The organism is Bacillus sp. V3B, from assembly GCF_024494465.1.
In the GTDB taxonomy this organism is placed as follows: Bacteria; Bacillota; Bacilli; order Bacillales; family Cytobacillaceae; genus Bacillus_BD.
Map to the genome: position 1 here is coordinate 149,784 of NZ_JAETXM010000001.1, position 19,905 is coordinate 169,688.

The window sequence follows — 19,905 nt, forward strand, 5'->3', positions numbered from 1 at the left end:
GAGGCACTTATGCGGAAAATTATTGTTGGTTCAAGACGAAGCAAGCTTGCGTTAACACAAACGAACTGGGTTATTGAGCAATTAAAGAAATTGGATGATTCATTCGATTTTGAAGTGAAGGAAATTGTAACAAAAGGTGATCGTATTTTGGACGTAACCCTCTCAAAAGTGGGAGGGAAAGGGTTATTTGTTAAAGAGATTGAACAAGCGATGCTTGATCAAGAAATTGATATGGCTGTACATAGTATGAAAGACATGCCTGCCGTTCTTCCTGAAGGACTTGTAATTGGGTGTATTCCAAAAAGGGAAGACCACCGTGATGCTCTTATTTCCAAAGATCATGTGAAACTAGCTGATTTGAAGCCAGGTGCTATTGTAGGTACGAGCAGTTTGCGTAGAGGCGCACAGGTACTTGCGAAACGACCTGATTTAGAGATTAAATGGATTAGAGGCAATATTGATACAAGGTTAGCTAAGCTAGAAAATGAAGAGTATGATGCGATCATTTTAGCCGCAGCAGGACTAGCAAGAATGGGCTGGGCAAAGGATGTTGTAACAGAGTTTTTAGAGCCAGAGGTGTGCTTACCAGCTGTTGGACAAGGTGCTCTTTCGATTGAATGTCGTGGCAGTGATGAAGAGTTACTAGCATTACTTGAGAAATTCACTTGTACAGAAACGAAGCAGACGGTCCTTGCGGAGAGAATTTTCTTGAATAAAATGGAAGGTGGCTGTCAAGTACCTATTGCTGGTTTTGCCGAGCTGAATAATCAGGATGAAATCACGCTAACGGGTCTTGTTGCTTCACCAGATGGAAAAACGATTTATAAAGAGATAGAAGTTGGACAAAATCATGAAGAAATTGGTGAGCGTTTAGCGAATAGGCTGATTGAAAAAGGGGCTAAAAACCTAATCAACGAAGTGAAAGAGGAGCTTGAGGGTGAATGACCTCCTCTCTCTCCTTAAAAAATAAGAGGGTCTTAGTTCCAAGAGAAAAAAGTAGTGCAAAAGCTTTTGCACAAATGGTGAGAAAATACGAGGGAACTCCAGTTGAAATCCCTTTGCTTGCTTTTAAACCAACGGCAGATTGCTCGGAGCTTCAATTTGTATTGAAAAATATACGAGAGTATGACTGGATTATTTTCACCAGTAAAGTAACGGTGGAAACTTTTTTATCAGATTGGTCTGGCCCTAGGGCAGTATTTCCTAAACTAGCAGCTATTGGCGAGAAAACAGCCCAAGTAGTAGAGGAAAAAGGTTGGAAAGTTGATTTCTTTCCAACTGAATATGTCGCAGAAGCATTTGTAACTGAATTTTCTACTATGATTGGGCCTGGGACAAAGGTGCTCATTCCGAAAGGCAATCTTGCCCGTAATTATATTTCTTCACGGTTGATTTGTCTTGGGGCAGTAGTTGATGAATTAATTGTTTATGACACTTATTTGCCGCCAGAAAGTAAAGCGGCTTTGGCAGGAATGCTTTTAAATGGAGATTTGGATATTATTCCTTTTACAAGTCCATCAACGGTCGATCACTTTATGGAGGTAGTGGAGCAATACCATTTGTTTAACAGGATTACCTCTTGTATGTTTGCATGTATTGGTCCAGTAGCGAAAAAAAGGGCAGAAAGCTGGGGACTGACTGTCCATGCGGTACCAGCTGTTTATACGGTTGAGCATATGCTAAGGGAGATTGCTTATTATATTAAGAGAGAATCATCATTATAGGAGGAGTTCAAATGGCTTTACAATTTACTCGTCATCGGAGATTGCGACAAACCGCTAATATGCGTGCGTTAGTAAGAGAAAACTTTTTAAGAGTAGAGGATCTAATTTATCCAGTTTTTGTAATTGAAGGTAATGCTATAAAAAATGAGATTTCCTCCATGTCAGGAATTTTTCAATTTTCACTTGATCGACTTTCGGAAGAAATGGATGAGGTTGTTTCATTAGGAGTTAAATCAGTGTTATTATTTGGGATTCCTTCTGAAAAAGATGAATGTGGCACAGGTGCTTATCATGATCACGGCATTGTACAAGAAGCGACTCGTTTTATTAAAGAGCGTTATCCTGATATTATTGTCGTTGCAGATACTTGTTTATGTGAGTATACAAGCCATGGACATTGCGGCATGATTGAGAATGAGGAAGTATTAAATGATCCATCACTTGAATTGCTTGCGCAAACGGCTGTAAGCCAAGCTCGTGCGGGTGCAGATATTATTGCGCCATCGAACATGATGGATGGATTTGTGGCAGCGATTCGCCAAGGTCTTGATGAAGCTGGCTTTGAAAATGTACCGATTATGTCATACGCGGTTAAATATGCTTCAGCCTTTTATGGTCCATTCCGTGATGCAGCTGACAGTACACCTCAATTTGGTGACCGAAAAGCATACCAAATGGATCCAGCCAATCGAATAGAAGCGTTTCGTGAGGCAGAATCTGATGTGAACGAAGGCGCAGATTTCCTTATTGTAAAGCCAGGAATGCCTTATCTTGATATTGTTCGTGATGTGAAGAATCAATTTCATTTGCCGGTTGTTACATATAATGTAAGTGGGGAATACTCGATGGTAAAGGCTGCTGCTCAAAATGGTTGGATCGATGAAAAAGCAGTTGTATTGGAAATGTTAACAGGAATGAAGCGAGCTGGCAGTGATTTGATTATTACATACCACGCAAAAGAGGCTGCTCGTTGGCTATCGGAATAATCGTTGCGCAAAAAGTCATTACGAATAGAGGCTCACGGTGCCGAAAAGGGGTCGAACAAGAGTCAAACAGGGAAAACCGGTCACTAAGAAAAGCCCCCTAGTCATGATAAATGAGAAAATAATATTATTTAAGGAAAGAGGGATCCTATGCGCTCTTATGAAAAATCAAAACAAGCTTTTCAAGAAGCGAAAACATTAATGCCTGGTGGCGTAAATAGTCCAGTTCGTGCCTTTAAATCGGTTAACATGGATCCGATTTTTATGGAAAGAGGGAAAGGCTCCAAAATTTATGATATCGATGGTAATGAGTACATTGACTATGTTCTTTCATGGGGCCCTCTTATTTTAGGACACTCTAATGAACAGGTTGTCGAAGCCTTAAAGAAAATGACAGAGTTAGGTACAAGCTTTGGTGCACCAACACGAACGGAAAATAAGCTAGCGAATCTTGTAAAAGAACGGGTCCCTTCTGTTGAAATGATTCGTATGGTATCTTCTGGTACAGAAGCAACCATGAGTGCGCTAAGACTTGCGAGAGGCTATACAGGTCGTAATATCATCTTGAAATTTGAAGGATGTTACCATGGAAGTTCGGATTCTGTATTAATTAAAGCAGGCTCAGGTGTCGCAACATTAGGTCTTCCAGATAGCCCTGGTGTACCAGAAGGCATTGCCAAAAATACGGTTACCGTACCTTACAATGATTTAGAGGGAGTAAAATACGCATTTGAACAATTCGGAAAAGATATTGCTGGAGTCATTGTTGAGCCAGTTGCAGGAAATATGGGAGTCGTCCCACCACAACCTGGCTTTTTAGAAGGACTCAGGGAAATAACAACGCAGTACGGTTCCCTCTTAATATTTGATGAAGTGATGACAGGATTTCGTGTTGGTTACAACTGTGCACAAGGCTATTTTAATATCATGCCTGATATCACATGTCTTGGCAAAGTCATCGGTGGTGGGCTGCCAGTGGGAGCTTATGGTGGTAAGGCTGAAATTATGGAACAAGTTGCACCAAGCGGAAACATTTATCAAGCAGGTACATTGTCTGGTAATCCGCTTGCAATGACTGCTGGTTATGAAACGCTTAGTCAATTGACACCTGAACATTACAAGGAATTTGAGCGTAAAGGTGATCGACTAGAAGCAGGTATTAAAGCGGCCGCGACAAAGTATGAGGTTCCACTTACTTTTAATCGTGCAGGCTCGATGATTGGTTTCTTTTTTACAAATGAAGAAGTAATCAATTATGATCGTGCAAAAACATCTAATTTAGACTTTTTTGCCTCGTATTACCGAGAAATGGCGGAACAAGGAGTCTTTCTTCCTCCTTCTCAATTTGAAGGATTATTCTTATCTACCGCCCATACAAATGAAGATATCGAAAAAACAATTCAAGCCATTGAACATGCTTTTTCAAAATTACGTAGTTAATATAGATTCAATAAAAAACACCCAGCTGTTAATGGGTGTTTTTTTGTTGAAATATCATAAATTTTCTTCTTCTTTCATAAAGTGTTAATGACATGGTGATTAACATGAGCACTGGAAGGGAGGAGTCGCTTTGTCGTATGGAAATCAATCTCATTTACGATTCACATTAGAAGAATCGGTCTGGTTTCAAAAAGGACAGGAAGTAGATGAATTACTATCGATTGCCCTTGATCCGAATATTTCGATTCAAGAAAGCGATCAGTATGTAACGATAAAAGGATCGCTGGAATTATCAGGTGAATATAACCGTGAAGAAATGAATTTAGAGGAAGAAGTAGATTATTTTACAAATCCTAAAATTATTCAAGCGGTAGAAGTAAGAGAAGAAGGGATTCATTTATTTTCACACCATTTTCCAGTTGAAGTGACAATTCCAAAAAATCGAATTCAAGAATTACAAGAAATTGATGTTTTTGTTGAAACGTTTGATTATGCTTTTCCCGAGAGAAGCTGTCTGATGTTATCTGCAGATCTTATGATTACGGGGTTATATGGTGAACAGCAACACGAACTATTGGAGGAACAAACGGACAGAGAGGAGGAAGAAGAATTAGAGGAATTAGAGGAAATGGAAGAAATCCCTAAATTAGAACCGCTATTTCAGGAACCCGTCATACCTGAAGTAGAAGTGAGTGAAAGACCGTCTCCATTTGAAAAACCATTGTTGGCTGAAGAGGAATCAACTGAGTTTTACAAACCTTTTGAGGTAGAAGCTAGAAAAGAACCTCAAGTTGAAGTCCAGAATAAGGAAGCAGAAGGATTGGAACAAGAAGCTCACAATCTAGAGGATGAGGTTAGTCAACCTGAGTATGTGTATCAACGACAAGATGTGGAACCCAAAGTAAATGTTTATGAAAAAGAAGAAGAAGTAGTGAATCGTGAAGAAGAGGCTTCTAAACAAGAAGACTTGAATGAAGAACAGGTCTCTGAACAAGAAGGTTTAAATGAAGAAGTAATCTACAAACAGGAAGATATAGAACAGGAAGATATAATGGAGGATGTGATAGAAGCAGTCAGGGAAGAAGTCAATGAAGAAATTGATGAAATAGCGGATGAAGAAATTGTGAATTTGGAGGATAATGAGTCCATTAAAGATATTTATCCTGAAATTACTTTTTCATCCAAGCAGAACGAAGAAAAAAGACCAACTCCAGTATCAGAAGAGAATATAGAAGAGGCTGTAGAAGATGATCGTGTTCTTTTTGGAACACTTAAGAAAAAAGTAGTCGATGTAGTCGATGCAGTCGATTCATTAGTAGATAATGAATCATCTTCATCCTCGTCTTCATCTTCACCAGAGCAACAAGCTAAGCAAAAGAATAAAAAATGGAAAAACAAACAAAGTCTCACACTATCGGAGTTTTTTGCTCGTAAGGAAGAAGAAGAGCATACAATGTTAAAGATGTGTATCGTTCAGAACGGCGATAATCTTGATATCATATCTGAACGCTATAATGTCCCTGTAGCTCAGTTGCAAAGGGTGAATGAGATGGAATTGAATCAAGATATATATGAAGGGCAGGTATTATATATCCCAATCGCTCAAAGCCAAAGGTAAATCCCAAAGCAGACAGAGGGATCATATGAGAGAAACGAACAGTTTGAAAAAAGTGAAACACATGTTAAAAAGCTATGGGATCGAACCTTATTTTGTCGAAGAGATGGGTAATATTCAAAAAGTATATTCTAATCATGGTGTTTTTGCTTTTAAAAAAATTAATCCCCATCATGGAATCGATTTTATCCGTTATGTCCAAAGTCTGTATCAGAAAGGATATAATCGGATTGTTCCCATTTATCCAACATTGGATGGGCGCTATGCGATTCTCTATGAAAATGCGCTTTATTATTTGATGCCATGGCTTTCAAATAAAGAAAAGGGAGATCCCATTGAACGCAATCATCGGTTATTTCGTGAACTTTCTCGCTTACATTCCCTCTCAGTTCATGAAATAACGGTAAGTCAAGAGGCGCGTACAGCGCATTATGAAAAAACAGTTGAAGATCTAGAACGTGAAGAGGAATTTCTAGAAGGTTATTTAGAGGCTTGTGAAAGAAAAATATACATGGCTCCAATTGAACTTATGTTTTGTTCCTATTACCATGACATTAACCAAGCGCTGAAATTTTCAAAAAAGAAATTGAAGGAATGGTATGAGGCAACGAAAGAGCACGAAAAAGCACGGGTTGTCATCATACACGGGAAGATGGCCGATGATCATTTTTTATATGATGATAAAGGCTATGGGTATTTTATTAATTTTGAACAGGCCAATATCGGCTCACCTTCCCATGATTTATTGCCGTTTTTAGCAAAATCTTTAAGGGGATTTCCAAAAAGCCCAGAAGAAATTGTTGAATGGGTGTATACGTATTTTAAATACTTTCCTCTTAAGGAGGAGGAAATGCATTTGTTTTTAAGCTATTTAGCTCATCCAGGTCCTGTGATCAAAACAGCTGAACGTTTTTTTCGTGAGAATGAAAAAAGAAATGAACGGAAGGCTGTTCAAAAGTTGCAGAAGGAGTATTGGCTATTAAAAAACACTGAATATGTTGTTAGTCGAATCGATGAAATTGAAAGACTGAAGAAACAAGAAGAAGCCCGGAATGAGCAATAATTTCCGGGTTTTTTTAGAGTATTTCAAGATGGAAAGCGACAGCAATTAAAATGAATACTGCTAATAAGAGGACATCAAATGTTGTAGGAATGAGTATTGTACGGATTCCTTGAAAAATGCTAAATGGAATAGCAAATTGTTGGAAAACCGCTCTACAGGTTCTTAACCATGGTGGAAGCGTATAAGGATTATAACGTCTTTTCAACCCTTTCTCCTCCTTGTGAAAATCATCCTTAGCCTATTTTATGTTTTGAGTTAGTGATAAGTGTTACCTATTTTTGGACAAAAAAAGGATTCTTATGAATAAAGAATAAAAAATAAAAAATAAGGGGAAGCTTATTGACGATTGGTCTCTTTTTTAGATAATATTAAGAATAGATTTAATTACATAACAAGCACTGACAGGGAAGAGTACAATGATCACTTGCTTTAAGAGAGGAAAACTAGTAGCTGAAAGGTTTTCTAAGTAAAACCATTGGAAAGTCACCCTTGAGCTTCTTTTGCGAAAGAATATTTAAAAGATCAGTAAAGGTAATCTTTTAAAGTTAGAATAGTGTCCGGCTTCAGCTGTACAGGAACAAGCTTGTCTTGTTTCGAAGGCACTTGCGTTTTTCGAGTAGTAAAAGACGGAATTCCGTTATCCTTATAAGTGCCGGCAGGTTGTTTTTGTGCTGGAAAAAAGGTGGTACCGCGAACGCAGCTCCATTCGTCCTTTTAGTGACGAGTGGGGTTTTTTATATTGTCAACAAACAGGAGGAAAATAGCATGGAACAGAAAGAAGTAACGATGCCTACCAAATATGATCCAAATACGATTGAGAATGGTAGATACAAATGGTGGTTAGAAGGAAAATACTTTGAGGCAAAAACGGATCAAGAAAAACAACCGTACACAATCGTTATTCCACCACCAAACGTAACAGGGAAACTCCATTTAGGGCATGCCTGGGATACAACTTTGCAAGATATTCTCACAAGAATGAAACGGATGCAAGGCTACGATGTGCTTTGGTTACCAGGGATGGACCATGCCGGAATTGCTACGCAAGCAAAAGTAGAAGCGAAATTGCGTGAGGAAGGGAAAAGTCGTTACGATTTAGGACGAGAAAAATTCCTGGAACAAACATGGGCATGGAAAGAAGAGTATGCTGGGTTTATTCGTGAGCAATGGTCAAAGCTAGGGCTTGGGCTTGATTATACACGTGAACGCTTTACAATGGACAAAGGTCTTTCAAAAGCCGTAAATGAAGTGTTTGTGAAGCTTTATAAAAAAGGGCTCATTTATCGCGGTGAATATATCATCAACTGGGACCCTGCAACGAAAACAGCGATTTCCGATATTGAAGTTATCTATAAAGATGTCCAAGGGGCCTTTTATCATATGAATTATCCGCTTGCAGACGGTTCGGGCTCAATCGAAGTGGCTACCACTCGTCCGGAAACGATGCTAGGTGATACAGCAGTTGCCGTTCATCCAGAAGATGAGCGCTACAAGCACCTAATTGGAAAAAAAGTGATCTTGCCAATCGTTGGTCGTGAAATTCCGATTGTTGCTGATGATTATGTTGATAAGGAATTTGGTTCAGGTGCTGTGAAAATTACCCCTGCCCATGATCCGAATGACTTCGAAGTCGGTAATCGTCACAATTTAGAACGCGTTCTTGTGATGAATGAAGATGGTACGATGAATGCAAAAGCAGGCAAATATAATGGGCTAGACCGCTTTGAATGTCGTAAGCAAATCGTCAAAGACCTTCAAGATCAAGGCGTATTATTTAAAATTGAAGATCATCTTCATTCTGTTGGACATTCAGAACGTAGTGGAGCGGTTGTGGAACCGTATTTATCGACACAATGGTTTGTGAAAATGCAGCCACTTGCTGATGCGTCAATTGAATTGCAACAAAACGATGGAAAAGTAAACTTTGTCCCAGATCGCTTTGAAAAAACGTATTTACGCTGGATGGAGAATATTCGTGATTGGTGTATTTCTCGTCAGCTTTGGTGGGGACATCGAATTCCTGCTTGGTACCATAAAGAAACAGGCGAGATTTATGTGAATCAACAACCACCAGCAGATCCTGAAAATTGGGAACAAGACAATGATGTTTTAGATACATGGTTCAGCTCGGCTCTATGGCCATTCTCCACTCTTGGCTGGCCTGATGAGGATGCGGCTGACTATAAACGCTATTATCCAACAGCTGCACTTGTAACAGGCTATGATATTATTTTCTTCTGGGTATCACGCATGATTTTCCAAGGAATTGAATTTACTGAACAGCGTCCATTTAAAGACGTCCTCATTCATGGTTTGATCCGTGATGCAGAAGGCAGAAAAATGAGTAAGTCTTTAGGCAACGGAATTGATCCAATGGATGTGATTGATCAATACGGTGCAGATGCGCTTCGTTATTTCTTGGCAACAGGAAGCTCACCTGGTCAAGATTTACGCTTTAGCATGGAGAAAATTGAATCCACTTGGAACTTTGCCAATAAAATTTGGAATGCTTCTCGTTTCGCCTTAATGAATATGGACGGTTTGAAATATGCAGAGATCGATATCACGGGTGAGAAATCAGTTGCCGATAAATGGATATTAACTCGCTTAAATGAAACGATTGAAACCGTTACAAGGCTTTCTGAGCGCTATGAATTTGGTGAAGTAGGTCGTGTCCTCTATAACTTTATTTGGGATGAGTTCTGTGACTGGTATATCGAAATGGCGAAGCTTCCACTTTATGGGGAAGACGAAGCAGCGAAGAAAACAACTCGTTCCATTCTTGCTTATGTTCTCGATAACACAATGCGTTTATTGCATCCGTTCATGCCATTTATTACCGAGGAAATTTGGCAAAACCTTCCACATGAAGGAGAGTCCATTACAATGGTAAAATGGCCGGAAGTTGATTCTTCTTTAACCGACCACCAAGCGGCAGAAGAAATGAAGTTGCTTGTTGAAATGATTCGTTCTGTACGTAACAGTCGCGCAGAAGTGAATACGCCAATGAGCAAGAAAATTAAAATGATTGTGAAGGCGAAGGATCAAGCTGTGCTAGCGATCTTAGAGAAAAACAAAGCCTATCTAGAGCGCTTCTGTAACCCAGAAGAATTACTACTAGCAACGGAAGTAGCCGTTCCAGATAAAGCAATGACATCGATTGTGACAGGAGCGGAAATCATCCTTCCACTTGAAGGTCTGATTAATTTGGACGAAGAAATTGCTCGCCTTCAGAAGGAATGGGATAAACTAAATAAAGAAGTTGAACGGGTGCAGAAGAAATTGAGCAATGAAGGCTTTATCAAAAAAGCACCTGAGAAGGTCATTGAAGAAGAAAAAGCAAAACAAACAGACTATGCCGAAAAACGAGCAGCTGTTGAAGAGCGTTTAAACGAATTAAAAGGTGAATAATGAACGAGACGAATTCCTTTCAAAGGAATTCGTCTTCCTTATGAAAAGACTTTGTAAAACAAGCGTGTAGTGAATAGCGCAAAACTGTTTTTTAAAATCAGCATTTTTAGGAGAGACAGCCATGTTTCATACATATGAAGAAGCACTGAATTGGATTCATTCCCGACTACGTGTAGGGATTAAGCCAGGCTTAAAGAGAATGGAGTGGATGTTGGAGAGGCTTGATCATCCAGAACAGAAGATGACTGCTGTTCATATTGGGGGAACGAATGGCAAGGGTTCGACGGTTACTTATTTGCGATGTATTCTCGAAAAAGCGGGCTATGAGACAGGTACCTTTACATCGCCTTATATTGAGCAGTTTAATGAGCGCATTAGTATAAATGGAGTACCTATCGCAGACGAAGAAATTGTTGAGCTGGCAAATGTGATATACCCTCTATCCATTGAATTGGAGGATACGGAGTTAGGCGGTCCATCAGAATTCGAAATTATTACAGCGATGGCAATCTATTATTTTGGAAGCGTACATTCAGTTGACATAGCCATTTTTGAAGTCGGACTAGGGGGGCGTTTTGATTCAACGAATGTCATCCATCCACTCCTTTCGATTATCACAAATATTGGCTTAGACCATATTCAATTTTTAGGAACTTCCCATAAAGAGATCGCCTTTGAAAAAGCAGGGATTATTAAAGAGGGGACAAGCTTGATTTCTGCAGTTAAACAAGAGGATGCAGAAGAAGTGATTCGGAAGCGGGCAGACGAATTACAAGTGCCAACTTATTTTTCCGAGAAGGATTTTAATGTGACAAACCATGTATCGATTGAATCAGGAGAAACGTTTACCTGGAGTGATCAGGATAGAACGTTGTCAGATTTAGCGATATCTATGTTTGGAAAACATCAGACGGAAAATGCTTCCCTTGCTGTGAAAGCGGCTATGTTATTAGACAAAGAACATGCTCTTCGGATTGGCGAAAACGATATTCGTGAAGGACTTAAGGATGCGTATTGGCCAGGTCGTTTTGAATTGGTATCAGATAACCCGATCCTTATTCTCGATGGGGCACATAATGAAGAAGGGGTTACCGCATTAACGGAAGAACTGTCAAAACGTTATGAGGATAAGAAAATTAAGCTGGTTTTTTCAGCTCTTTCTGATAAAAAATTAGATGGGATGATTGAAAAACTCGATAGGATTGCTGATGAAATCACATTCGTTAGTTTTGATTATCCAAGGGCATCAACAGCAGAAGCTTTGTTTCATTTAAGTGGTTCAGCTAATAAGAAATATCATGAAAATTGGAAAGAGATCCTAACAATGGAGTTCAAAAAGGTACAAGAAAATGAAATCCTTGTTGTAACAGGCTCACTCTACTTTATCTCACAAGTAAAATCTTTTCTTCGGGAAACATTTATATAGAGATAGATGAAGAAAAATATTAGTCTTTTTCGAAGTGTGACACCATTTTTATTAAGGCTTTGTCAATGATTATTGTTGATCGATGGCCTTTGGTGTATGCGGCATGTATTTGATTCAGTATGAATCACTTAATGGATATGTATACCAAAGGCCATTGGAGCATCAACATGATTGTTTAAAACAGCCTTTATTAAAATAACCCAAAGAAAGCAAGATTTATTCGCTCTCTTTGGATTATTTTTAGTAAGTTAATATTCATAATTAATGATAATAGGGGGACTCATTTCTCCCCAATCTAGTTCTAGTATAGTGGAAGCTACACTTCCACATGTATCGTTAAAATCGGGATGATCCTTGGTATAGATTCCATTGGGTAATCCTAATTCATATGTCTGAACCGTATTCCCTATTTTTAATATACCACCTACACACATGGTTGAATTATTGTTAATTGTCAGTTGATTATCTATAGTTGCATTCCCTTCAATATAGACGAAAGAACCTTTGTTAGAATGAGATGTAAGTGTTAAGTGTTGGCCGATAGTAAGGTCTCCACCTACAAGCAACCTTGAACCTTCTAAATCTAAATGATTTCCAATATCTATTGCTCCCTTTGTTTCAATTATTGAAGAGGTTACATTTTGCATATTTTGGTGAATATCAATTTTACCCTCAGCATGAACTTTCATGTTATCCATATTATTAACATTATTACCATCAAATTCTAGGGCACCAGTAGAATAGATTATTTGTGTATTCATGTTATTATGATTGTTCCCATTTCCCAAATCTAAAGGTGTGGTCCCATCTAGTACAATCGTTTTACAATCTGAGTAGTCATTTTGTGGATAATTACAAATATTTTCCAACTGTTTCACTTCATTAAAGTCAGGTAAAAGATTATCCCCACTCTCTTCTTCCTCTTCTTGATTTAATGTTACCTTTGTTAGGGTGAAATCCATAATAGCGCTTAGTTTAGTCTTTTCTTGGTTCTTTCCCCCTACAGAACTAAATTTAATTTGTATATTTCCATTTTCTCCACTAGTATCTATATCTAGATTTTCAATTTGAAAGAAAGTATGAAGAGGATCATCTGTTGGATACTTTTTTTTCGCAATATTTTCAATCGCTGTAATGAAATTGCTTTTAGCTGTCTCTAAATAGCCTTCAGGTTTAACTTGATTGTTATTTATATCACCTTCAATTAATTCAGTGATATTCTTTTTAACATCTGAATAAGCATTTTCTATTGCGTGTTGATAATAAGTTATACCCATCTCGGCAAGCGCAACAGACTGTGAGTTTTTTTCAACCATTTTATTTTGCTTTATACTGTTGGCGGACTGCCCTATAAATGAAAGGGCAAGCATCATAAAGATAGTGATGATTAATAGTACTGTAACAAGTGCGTATCCTCGATTATCTTTTATGATTTTTTTCATCAAGAATCACCACCCTTTAAACGGTATAAGAAAGCGTGTATTGTTAATGTATTTTTCGAATCTTTATTATCATAAATTGTTAGTTCTAATTCCACATCGTCATCGTTTGAATGAATGGGATTTGGAACATTCGTACTAACGCTAAAGCATAATCGATCATGCTCAAATACTTCAGTTGATCCATCGTTATCTTTGACGGTAAAACTACATGTATCAAGTGAATCAATTTCATATGAATCAGATGTTTGATGAATCTTAGTTAATTTTGTCATGATGATATTGGCTTCTTGTTGCATTTGATTCTTTATCATGGCTTTGTTAGAATAATTTGTTCCTTGAAAAAAGACACCCCATACTAAAATACCTATCATCGAAAGAACTGCTAGGGTTATCAACAATTCAATTAAAGTAATTCCTCGTTGATTTTGTTTCATCATTGTTACTCACCCTTCATAAAAGACATATCCATATGTTTCGCTAACTAGCGTGCCCTTGTTTTTAAACAGTTTAATATGAAGTGGATATGCTTTAATCGGTTCTGAATCTAAGTCAGAATCCTTTTGTATGATCACTTCCACATTAAATATTGAATTGGCTGGTCCCGTTGTGTCGGTTTCTATTATAATGGTGTCGATGTTAGTAGAAATAATATCGTCTTCTTCAATGAAAGGGTAATCTTGTTCAGGGTTGCCTTTAAAACTCGTAAAGTTACTACTTTCCAACGTTCCTTGCCAATAAATCAATTCCTTCTTCGCCAAATTAATGGCCTGTTGCTTATCTTCGTTCTGCTTATTCATAAATCCCATTTGAGGGAGAAGGTTCATAATCGACACAAGAATAATGGTTAAGATGACAATGGATAAGAGGACTTCTAAGAGAGTTACTCCTTTTTGATTGTGGTGGATCATGTAAATTTCTCCTTCAGAGATATAGTGGATGATTACTAGAACATTAAACTTTTGTGTATGAGACAAGGTGGTTTCCTATGTTCGAAATGATGAATAGGTAGGTAAGAATATGATTTTTATTTATATATAAATTATATCAGATTTTATTCAGGGGTGTTTGATGCAGTTCTAAATACTTAGGTCCTTTAGAGCGTATAATAGAGGTTTTCCAAAAAAAATCTCTTCTTTGTTATTTAGACTTATAGAAAAGAACAAAGTGTGAAAGTAGCAAGTGAGCGTAGATTATATAGCTTTTAAGATGATTATCTTGTATCAAGGGGGAAAATTCATTTTTGATTAAAAACTTGTTTTTAAGAAGTCATATGAGGGAATTACTTATTGGTTGAGATCAAGTAGATTAATTCCAAGTAATTTAACATTTATTAGCATGAAAAGTGCCGAAATTGTCTAAATTTGACGAGCTTATCATAAAATTTTAAACTTATAATTAAGATGTTACGTGAATGAGAGGAGTTTTAACTGGGGAAATTAAATGGGTAAAAATCTCACACAGGAAATGTGCTTAAGGTTAATGAAAATGAAAGATTAACATGAATTTTCTTGTGTGATCTAAATAGGATAAAAGGATTATTACCTCTTTATTTTTCTTTCTAATGGAATAAAACTATTATAAAATAACTAATATATAATACTTATAAATTCAGGATAAAGGTAGGGTGTTTTTTGTAAATTGTAACATTTCGTTGAAAAATACTATATAAATGAAAGGGTTTACATTATGTGTTATTTATAACTCTTTTTGACAATCCAATTATCTTAAGGGGGAAATAGAAATGGAAAATTTAATATTCACGCTAGCATCCTTAGTTATTCTAGCCCCTACCCTATATTTTTTACCGTTAGGTTTTTCCCTAAAAGGAAAATTTGTATTAATAGGAGTCGCTTTTTTGATAGCGAATCTTGGGTTGCTGTCTCAATGGAGGTTTCCTATCTGGCAGACGGTGCTTATCATGTTATTGTTCGTTATTCTTTTTTCTATCTTGCTTGATTCAAAATTAAAAAATATCCTTTACCTTTCGAAACCAGTTAAAACAATGGATGCTTTGCAGGGAGAAGATCAGGCTCATAAAGGAACGCAAGAAGATTTATTGGTGAAAGAAGAAGTTTTTCAAGAAGATGAGATGGTAGAACGAGTATTAGATCATTCTTCCAATAATCCATTAAGTCCAGAAGAAATTGCGAAATTAGTAGATTTACATGAAAACAAAGAAAAATCAATGACAATCGAAATGAAGCAGGATTCTCATAAAGAAGAAATCTCTGTAGTAAATCAAGAGTTGTCGTTAATAAAAAGTGAGACTGAAAATTCCTTTGCTAAAGAACATCAAGCGCTAGAGAAAGAAAAAGTGGAAATGGTTGAAGATTTAGACGAAGACATTTCCTTTTTACTAAAACGAGAAGAACTCATACTCATAAAAGAAGCGTCACAAATAGACGAGAATATAAGTTCGAAATCAGAAGAAGCTGTCGGTTATATGGCTGAAATTGAACAAATGCTAGAGGGAAATGGAATTGACTCTTTGCTCGAAACAGATGTTGAGAATAAGGACTTTTCCAAAGACATGCTGGAGGAAACCCCTGAATTTGATAGGGGGGGAGAAGAAGTTCCTTCTAATCTTGAAAAGGAAGAACAAGATGAGGATATCGAAATCCCCGTTCTGGAGCTTGAACAAATCGAACAGCCTCGGTCAATAGATGTTGAGGAAAACGTTGAGTGGGGGGATGAAATTGAGCCCATTAAGGAATTCAAAAAACAAGTAGTACAGCAATCTTAAAATAAGGTGGGGTCATATGGGAAATAAGCAGACCTTGAAATTGTTTATTGTTTTAGCTCTTTGTACGTCCTATATTTTTAGCTTCTCCCATTTTGGTGTCGTAGCTTACGATACCATTATGAATAAAAGTGATTCCTTTGATGAGGGGACGTTCGTTGGCTCTGTTAATGTTTCTGGTACAACAAAATCAGAAGCCCTACAAATGGTAGATGAACAACTAGTAAGTTGGCTGAATAAAACGGAGATACAGGTTCAGTATAAAGAGAAAAAGATTCTATTTGATCTTTATTCCATTGCTTTTGATGTACAGGAATCTGTGGATAGGGCAATAGAGGGTCAAAAAAATAACGTATTGGTCTATTCAGATGAAATAGAAATGATGCTGAGTAAAATATCTCCATCCAATCAAAAGGTAGATTTTGATCTTGAAAAGGTTGAAGAAGAGATTCTTGGAAAGGCGAGTATGCTGCAAACTGGCAAATACAAGCTAAGGTTAGAAGAGTTTGTATTAAATAATGGAGCTGCAAATGATTATGGAACAATTGAAGCGACAGTAGAAGCCGGTCTATCTGATCCGGTAAGAAATATGCTTGAGAATATCGGTGAGGTCGAAATTGCTCCAATGTCCGAGTTTTCTTTGCTTGCTCAGCTAGAACAATCAGGAATTCAGTACAATTCTGCTAAAATGTTAAGCATAATGGCCTCAGCTATTTACGAAGTCGTTTTACAAACAAATTTCTCTATTATTGAAAGACATATTAGTGAGAGTTTGCCAGGCTATGCAAAGCTTGGCTATGAAGCAAAAATAAATCCTGAGAGAAACATAGATCTTGTTTTTTTTAATCCGAATGATTCTACGTACAAGCTACAATTTGACTGGAATGATCATGATTTAGTTGTGTCGCTAACAGGAACAAGCTTTTTATATGAATATAAAGTAGTTGAGAAAGAAAAAGAAACATTTCAACCAAAGACGATCGTTCAATTTAATTCGCAATTATCATCAGGAGAGCAGAGTGTGAAAACAGAAGGTAAGGACGGGCTATTGATTCGGATATACCGAGAAACCTATGATGAAAAGGGTAAAAGGATAAAGAATGAAAGGATCTCAGAAGACTTTTATGCTCCAATTCATCAAGTCGAGGTACGTAGTTTAATCAGCAGTGAGAGCGCAGCCGATACCGCTAATGATAACCTACGGATGATAAGGCAGATGAGACAGAGCCGCTAGAAGAAGCAGGAAGTACGAACAACGACACGGTCTATCCTGCACCAGAAGAAGATCTTGGAGAATAGTGGTTGGAGAAAGCATGAATAATGGTAGGGAATGAGGTAGAAGGATGCAACAAACTCGCAAAAGACTGGGTGATCTACTTGTTGAATCAGGTCTTATAACAGAAGCACAGCTACAAACAACATTAAATGAAAAAAGTTCGGGTCAAAAGCTCGGGGACGCTTTGTTACAAAGAGGTCATTTAACAGAACAGCAGCTTATTGAGGTATTAGAATTCCAACTTGAAATTCCTCATATAAGTTTGTATCGTTATCCGTTTGATACGAAGCTTTTTAATTTAATACCGAAAGAAATGGCTAAACGAAATCAATTAATTCCACTTAAAAAGGATGGGGATAGGCTCTTCGTGGCTATGGCTGATCCGATGGATTTTTTTGCCATTGACGATTTGCGCCTCTCAACAGGATTTCAAATTGAAACAGCGATTGCGACAAAGGATGATATTTTAAGGGCCATTAACAAGTACTATAACATCGATGAAGGGTTTGAAGAGTTGATTGGAAACCTTTCTGATGGTGATGAGGTAGTACAAGAAGAAACCATGACGGCAGAAGACTCACCGGTTGTTCGTCTTGTTAACCAGCTCTTATCAAATGCGGTTACGATGAAGGCCAGTGATATCCACATCGATCCTCAAGAAACGAAGGTTGCCATTCGATATCGTGTTGATGGCGTTTTACGGACGGAAAGAGTGTTGCCAAAGCATATGCAAAGTCTGCTTACAGCCAGAATTAAAATTATGGCCAACCTTGATATTACAGAACACCGTGTACCACAAGATGGTCGGATTAAGGTGAATTTGGACTTTCATCCCATTGATCTTCGTATGGCAACATTGCCAACGGTATTTGGCGAAAAAATTGTTATGCGGATTTTAGATTTAGGAAGCTCTTTAAATGATATAAACAAATTAGGCTTCAATAAACTGAACTTAAAGCGGTTTACCGACATGATTGAAAAACCGACAGGAATTGTTCTGATCACTGGACCAACGGGTTCGGGAAAGTCTTCCACACTTTATGCAGCTCTAAATAACCTTAATAGTGAAGAGGTTAACATTATTACGATTGAAGATCCTGTTGAATATCAGATTGAGGGAATTAATCAAATTCAGGTGAATGCTAATATCGGAATGACATTTGCGGCTGGACTCCGTTCCATTCTCCGTCAAGATCCGAATATTATCATGGTCGGAGAAATTCGTGATAAAGAAACCGCAGATGTAGCGATACGTGCATCGTTGACTGGGCATTTAGTTTTAAGCACGCTTCATACAAATGACTCACTTGGAACGCTAACAAGACTTGTGGATATGGGAGTGGAGCCGTTTTTAGTGGCATCCTCATTAAGTGGAGTGGTTGCGCAACGATTAGTGCGAAAGGTTTGTCGTGACTGTGCTGAAGAACAGGCTCCTTCAAATAGGGAAATTGAAATCTTTATCAAACGGGGGATGAAGGTTGACAAAATTACCCGTGGAAGAGGCTGTTCTTCCTGTAATATGACAGGGTATAAAGGTCGGATCGCGATCCATGAAGTGTTGGTGATTAATGATGATATGAAACGAGTCATTATGAACGAGGATTCCTTTACAAAACTGAGAGAATTAGCGATCAAGAACAAAACGATTTTTCTTATTGATGATGGGTTGTTAAAGGTGAAACAAGGTTTGACAACAACAGAAGAAATATTACGAGTGGCATTACCTGAATAGAGGTGCAAAAAAATGAAAGAAATGATTGATCATTTATTGAGAGCGGCCTTTGAATTAAAGGCATCAGATATTCATTTAACGATTGGTGTCCCGCCGATTATGAGAATCAATGGAGATTTAAAAAGATACGGCAAAGATATTTTGAATCCTGCTGATACAGAAGGAATGGCTAAGGCCATTATCCCAGATAATATGTGGGAACAGTTTAAGGAAAAAGGGGAGTTAGACTTTTCCTACGGCATTCCTGGCGTTTCTCGTTTCCGTGTAAATACCTATTTTCAACGGTCATGCATCTCGATGGCTGTGAGAATTGTGCCGACAAGAATCCCGACAATTGAGGAATTACAATTGCCGGATGTGTTAAAGAAAATTGCTGAAAAACCACAAGGACTTGTACTGGTGACGGGACCGACTGGAAGTGGGAAATCGACGACATTAGCTTCCATGATTCAATATATGAATCAGAATATGAGAAAGCATATTATTACATTAGAAGATCCAATTGAGTACTTACACAAGCATAGTCATTCCATCATTGATCAACGAGAAGTAGGCTTTGATACGAAGAACTTTGCGAATGGTTTACGAGCTTCTTTAAGGCAAGACCCTGATGTCATTCTTGTTGGGGAGATGCGTGACCTTGAAACGATTCATACGGCGATTACAGCGGCTGAAACAGGGCATTTAGTGTTTGGAACCTTACATACGTCAAGCGCACCAGCAACGATTAACCGGATTATTGATGTTTTTCCTCCCTCGCAACAAGCGCAAGTAAGAATTCAATTGGCATCTGTACTTGTTTCGGTTATTTCACAGCGCTTATTTCAAACTGTTGATAAAAAAGGTCGTCGGGCAGCAACTGAAATTCTCCTTAATAATGCGGCTGTTGCCAATTTAATTCGCAACGAGAAAATCCACCAAATTGTTAATGTGATGCAAACGTCACGTGCCTATGGGATGCATACCATTGAAATGAGCATTAAAGAACTGGTCCAATCTGGAATCATCTCAAAAGAAGCAGCAGAGCCATTCCTACAGGAGAAATTAAGCTAA

Annotated in this window: 16 protein-coding genes and 1 other annotated feature; of the genes, 12 read left to right on the top strand and 4 right to left on the bottom strand. The window is 37.8% G+C overall.

Translation table 11 applies throughout. The features are described 5' to 3' along the window. Window positions 1-9: 9 nt before the first annotated feature. From hemC to ysxE, 6 genes are all read left to right on the top strand, one after another. Window positions 10-945 carry a hydroxymethylbilane synthase gene (hemC, locus tag JMM81_RS00735; protein WP_256239594.1) on the top strand — a complete coding sequence of 312 codons (936 nt, stop codon included), beginning with the start codon at window positions 10-12 and terminating at the stop codon, window positions 943-945. Continuing rightward, complete coding sequence (locus JMM81_RS00740) at window positions 942-1,724, top strand: uroporphyrinogen-III synthase (protein WP_256239595.1); 783 nt, start codon at window positions 942-944, stop codon at window positions 1,722-1,724. The genes hemC and JMM81_RS00740 overlap by 4 nt, the downstream gene beginning before the upstream one ends. 11 nt (window positions 1,725-1,735) lie before the next feature. Beyond that, entirely contained in the window at window positions 1,736-2,710 is a 975-nt protein-coding gene (gene hemB, locus JMM81_RS00745; protein WP_256239596.1) for a porphobilinogen synthase, read from the top strand. 147 nt (window positions 2,711-2,857) lie between these two features. Then, window positions 2,858-4,147, top strand: coding sequence for a glutamate-1-semialdehyde 2,1-aminomutase (gene hemL / locus JMM81_RS00750; protein ID WP_256239598.1), 1,290 nt, complete (start codon window positions 2,858-2,860; stop codon window positions 4,145-4,147). A gap of 130 nt (window positions 4,148-4,277) precedes the next feature. After that, window positions 4,278-5,765 (top strand): LysM peptidoglycan-binding domain-containing protein, encoded by a 1,488-nt coding sequence (locus tag JMM81_RS00755; protein ID WP_256239600.1) that lies wholly within the window; start codon window positions 4,278-4,280, stop codon window positions 5,763-5,765. A gap of 25 nt (window positions 5,766-5,790) precedes the next feature. Further along, window positions 5,791-6,825 (top strand): spore coat protein YsxE, encoded by a 1,035-nt coding sequence (gene ysxE, locus JMM81_RS00760; protein ID WP_256239601.1) that lies wholly within the window; start codon window positions 5,791-5,793, stop codon window positions 6,823-6,825. Between the two features lie 13 nt (window positions 6,826-6,838). On the opposite strand, the gene JMM81_RS00765 is transcribed toward ysxE, so the two are convergent. Beyond that, a complete protein-coding gene (locus JMM81_RS00765; RefSeq protein ID WP_256239602.1) occupies window positions 6,839-7,030 on the bottom strand; it encodes a hypothetical protein in 192 nt (63 codons plus the stop codon). 184 nt (window positions 7,031-7,214) lie between these two features. Beyond that, window positions 7,215-7,542 (top strand) — a binding site (T-box leader). Window positions 7,543-7,590: 48 nt separating this feature from the next. Here JMM81_RS00765 and JMM81_RS00770 point away from each other — a divergent pair. Next, a complete protein-coding gene (locus JMM81_RS00770; RefSeq protein ID WP_256239603.1) occupies window positions 7,591-10,236 on the top strand; it encodes a valine--tRNA ligase in 2,646 nt (881 codons plus the stop codon). A 121-nt stretch (window positions 10,237-10,357) separates the two neighbouring features. Beyond that, window positions 10,358-11,662 (top strand): bifunctional folylpolyglutamate synthase/dihydrofolate synthase, encoded by a 1,305-nt coding sequence (locus tag JMM81_RS00775; protein WP_256239604.1) that lies wholly within the window; start codon window positions 10,358-10,360, stop codon window positions 11,660-11,662. Window positions 11,663-11,910: 248 nt separating this feature from the next. Here the strand turns inward: JMM81_RS00775 and JMM81_RS00780 are convergent, their stop codons facing one another. The 3 genes from JMM81_RS00780 to JMM81_RS00790 are packed head-to-tail and all read right to left on the bottom strand — an operon-like array spanning window position 11,911 to window position 14,012. Further along, entirely contained in the window at window positions 11,911-13,104 is a 1,194-nt protein-coding gene (locus JMM81_RS00780) for a FapA family protein (RefSeq protein WP_256239605.1), read from the bottom strand. Further along, the gene (locus tag JMM81_RS00785; protein ID WP_256239606.1) at window positions 13,104-13,541 is read right to left on the bottom strand and encodes a PulJ/GspJ family protein; all 438 of its coding nucleotides are present in this window, start codon (window positions 13,539-13,541) and stop codon (window positions 13,104-13,106) included. The genes JMM81_RS00780 and JMM81_RS00785 overlap by 1 nt, the downstream gene beginning before the upstream one ends. A 6-nt stretch (window positions 13,542-13,547) precedes the next feature. After that, window positions 13,548-14,012 carry a type IV pilus modification PilV family protein gene (locus tag JMM81_RS00790; protein ID WP_256239607.1) on the bottom strand — a complete coding sequence of 155 codons (465 nt, stop codon included), beginning with the start codon at window positions 14,010-14,012 and terminating at the stop codon, window positions 13,548-13,550. 833 nt (window positions 14,013-14,845) lie between these two features. On the opposite strand from JMM81_RS00790, the gene JMM81_RS00795 reads away from it, so the two are divergent. The 4 genes from JMM81_RS00795 to JMM81_RS00810 all read left to right on the top strand — a co-directional run bounded on the left by JMM81_RS00795 (window position 14,846) and on the right by JMM81_RS00810 (window position 19,905). After that, a complete protein-coding gene (locus JMM81_RS00795) occupies window positions 14,846-15,847 on the top strand; it encodes a hypothetical protein (RefSeq protein WP_256239608.1) in 1,002 nt (333 codons plus the stop codon). Window positions 15,848-15,863: 16 nt separating this feature from the next. Continuing rightward, entirely contained in the window at window positions 15,864-17,078 is a 1,215-nt protein-coding gene (locus JMM81_RS00800; RefSeq protein ID WP_256239609.1) for a G5 domain-containing protein, read from the top strand. A gap of 109 nt (window positions 17,079-17,187) precedes the next feature. Next, window positions 17,188-18,852 carry a GspE/PulE family protein gene (locus tag JMM81_RS00805; RefSeq protein WP_256239610.1) on the top strand — a complete coding sequence of 555 codons (1,665 nt, stop codon included), beginning with the start codon at window positions 17,188-17,190 and terminating at the stop codon, window positions 18,850-18,852. Window positions 18,853-18,864: 12 nt separating this feature from the next. Continuing rightward, window positions 18,865-19,905, top strand: a complete 1,041-nt coding sequence (locus JMM81_RS00810) for a type IV pilus twitching motility protein PilT (protein WP_256239611.1) — start codon at window positions 18,865-18,867, stop codon at window positions 19,903-19,905.

Coding starts and splice junctions, on each gene's coding strand:
- hemC (WP_256239594.1), top strand. CDS start 10: ATGCGGAAAATTATTGTTGGTTCAAGACGAAGCAAGCTTGCGTTAACA.
- JMM81_RS00740 (WP_256239595.1), top strand. CDS start 942: ATGACCTCCTCTCTCTCCTTAAAAAATAAGAGGGTCTTAGTTCCAAGA.
- hemB (WP_256239596.1), top strand. CDS start 1,736: ATGGCTTTACAATTTACTCGTCATCGGAGATTGCGACAAACCGCTAAT.
- hemL (WP_256239598.1), top strand. CDS start 2,858: ATGCGCTCTTATGAAAAATCAAAACAAGCTTTTCAAGAAGCGAAAACA.
- ysxE (WP_256239601.1), top strand. CDS start 5,791: ATGAGAGAAACGAACAGTTTGAAAAAAGTGAAACACATGTTAAAAAGC.
- JMM81_RS00770 (WP_256239603.1), top strand. CDS start 7,591: ATGGAACAGAAAGAAGTAACGATGCCTACCAAATATGATCCAAATACG.
- JMM81_RS00775 (WP_256239604.1), top strand. CDS start 10,358: ATGTTTCATACATATGAAGAAGCACTGAATTGGATTCATTCCCGACTA.
- JMM81_RS00780 (WP_256239605.1), bottom strand. CDS start 13,104: ATGAAAAAAATCATAAAAGATAATCGAGGATACGCACTTGTTACAGTA.
- JMM81_RS00785 (WP_256239606.1), bottom strand. CDS start 13,541: ATGATGAAACAAAATCAACGAGGAATTACTTTAATTGAATTGTTGATA.
- JMM81_RS00790 (WP_256239607.1), bottom strand. CDS start 14,012: ATGATCCACCACAATCAAAAAGGAGTAACTCTCTTAGAAGTCCTCTTA.
- JMM81_RS00795 (WP_256239608.1), top strand. CDS start 14,846: ATGGAAAATTTAATATTCACGCTAGCATCCTTAGTTATTCTAGCCCCT.
- JMM81_RS00800 (WP_256239609.1), top strand. CDS start 15,864: ATGGGAAATAAGCAGACCTTGAAATTGTTTATTGTTTTAGCTCTTTGT.
- JMM81_RS00805 (WP_256239610.1), top strand. CDS start 17,188: ATGCAACAAACTCGCAAAAGACTGGGTGATCTACTTGTTGAATCAGGT.
- JMM81_RS00810 (WP_256239611.1), top strand. CDS start 18,865: ATGAAAGAAATGATTGATCATTTATTGAGAGCGGCCTTTGAATTAAAG.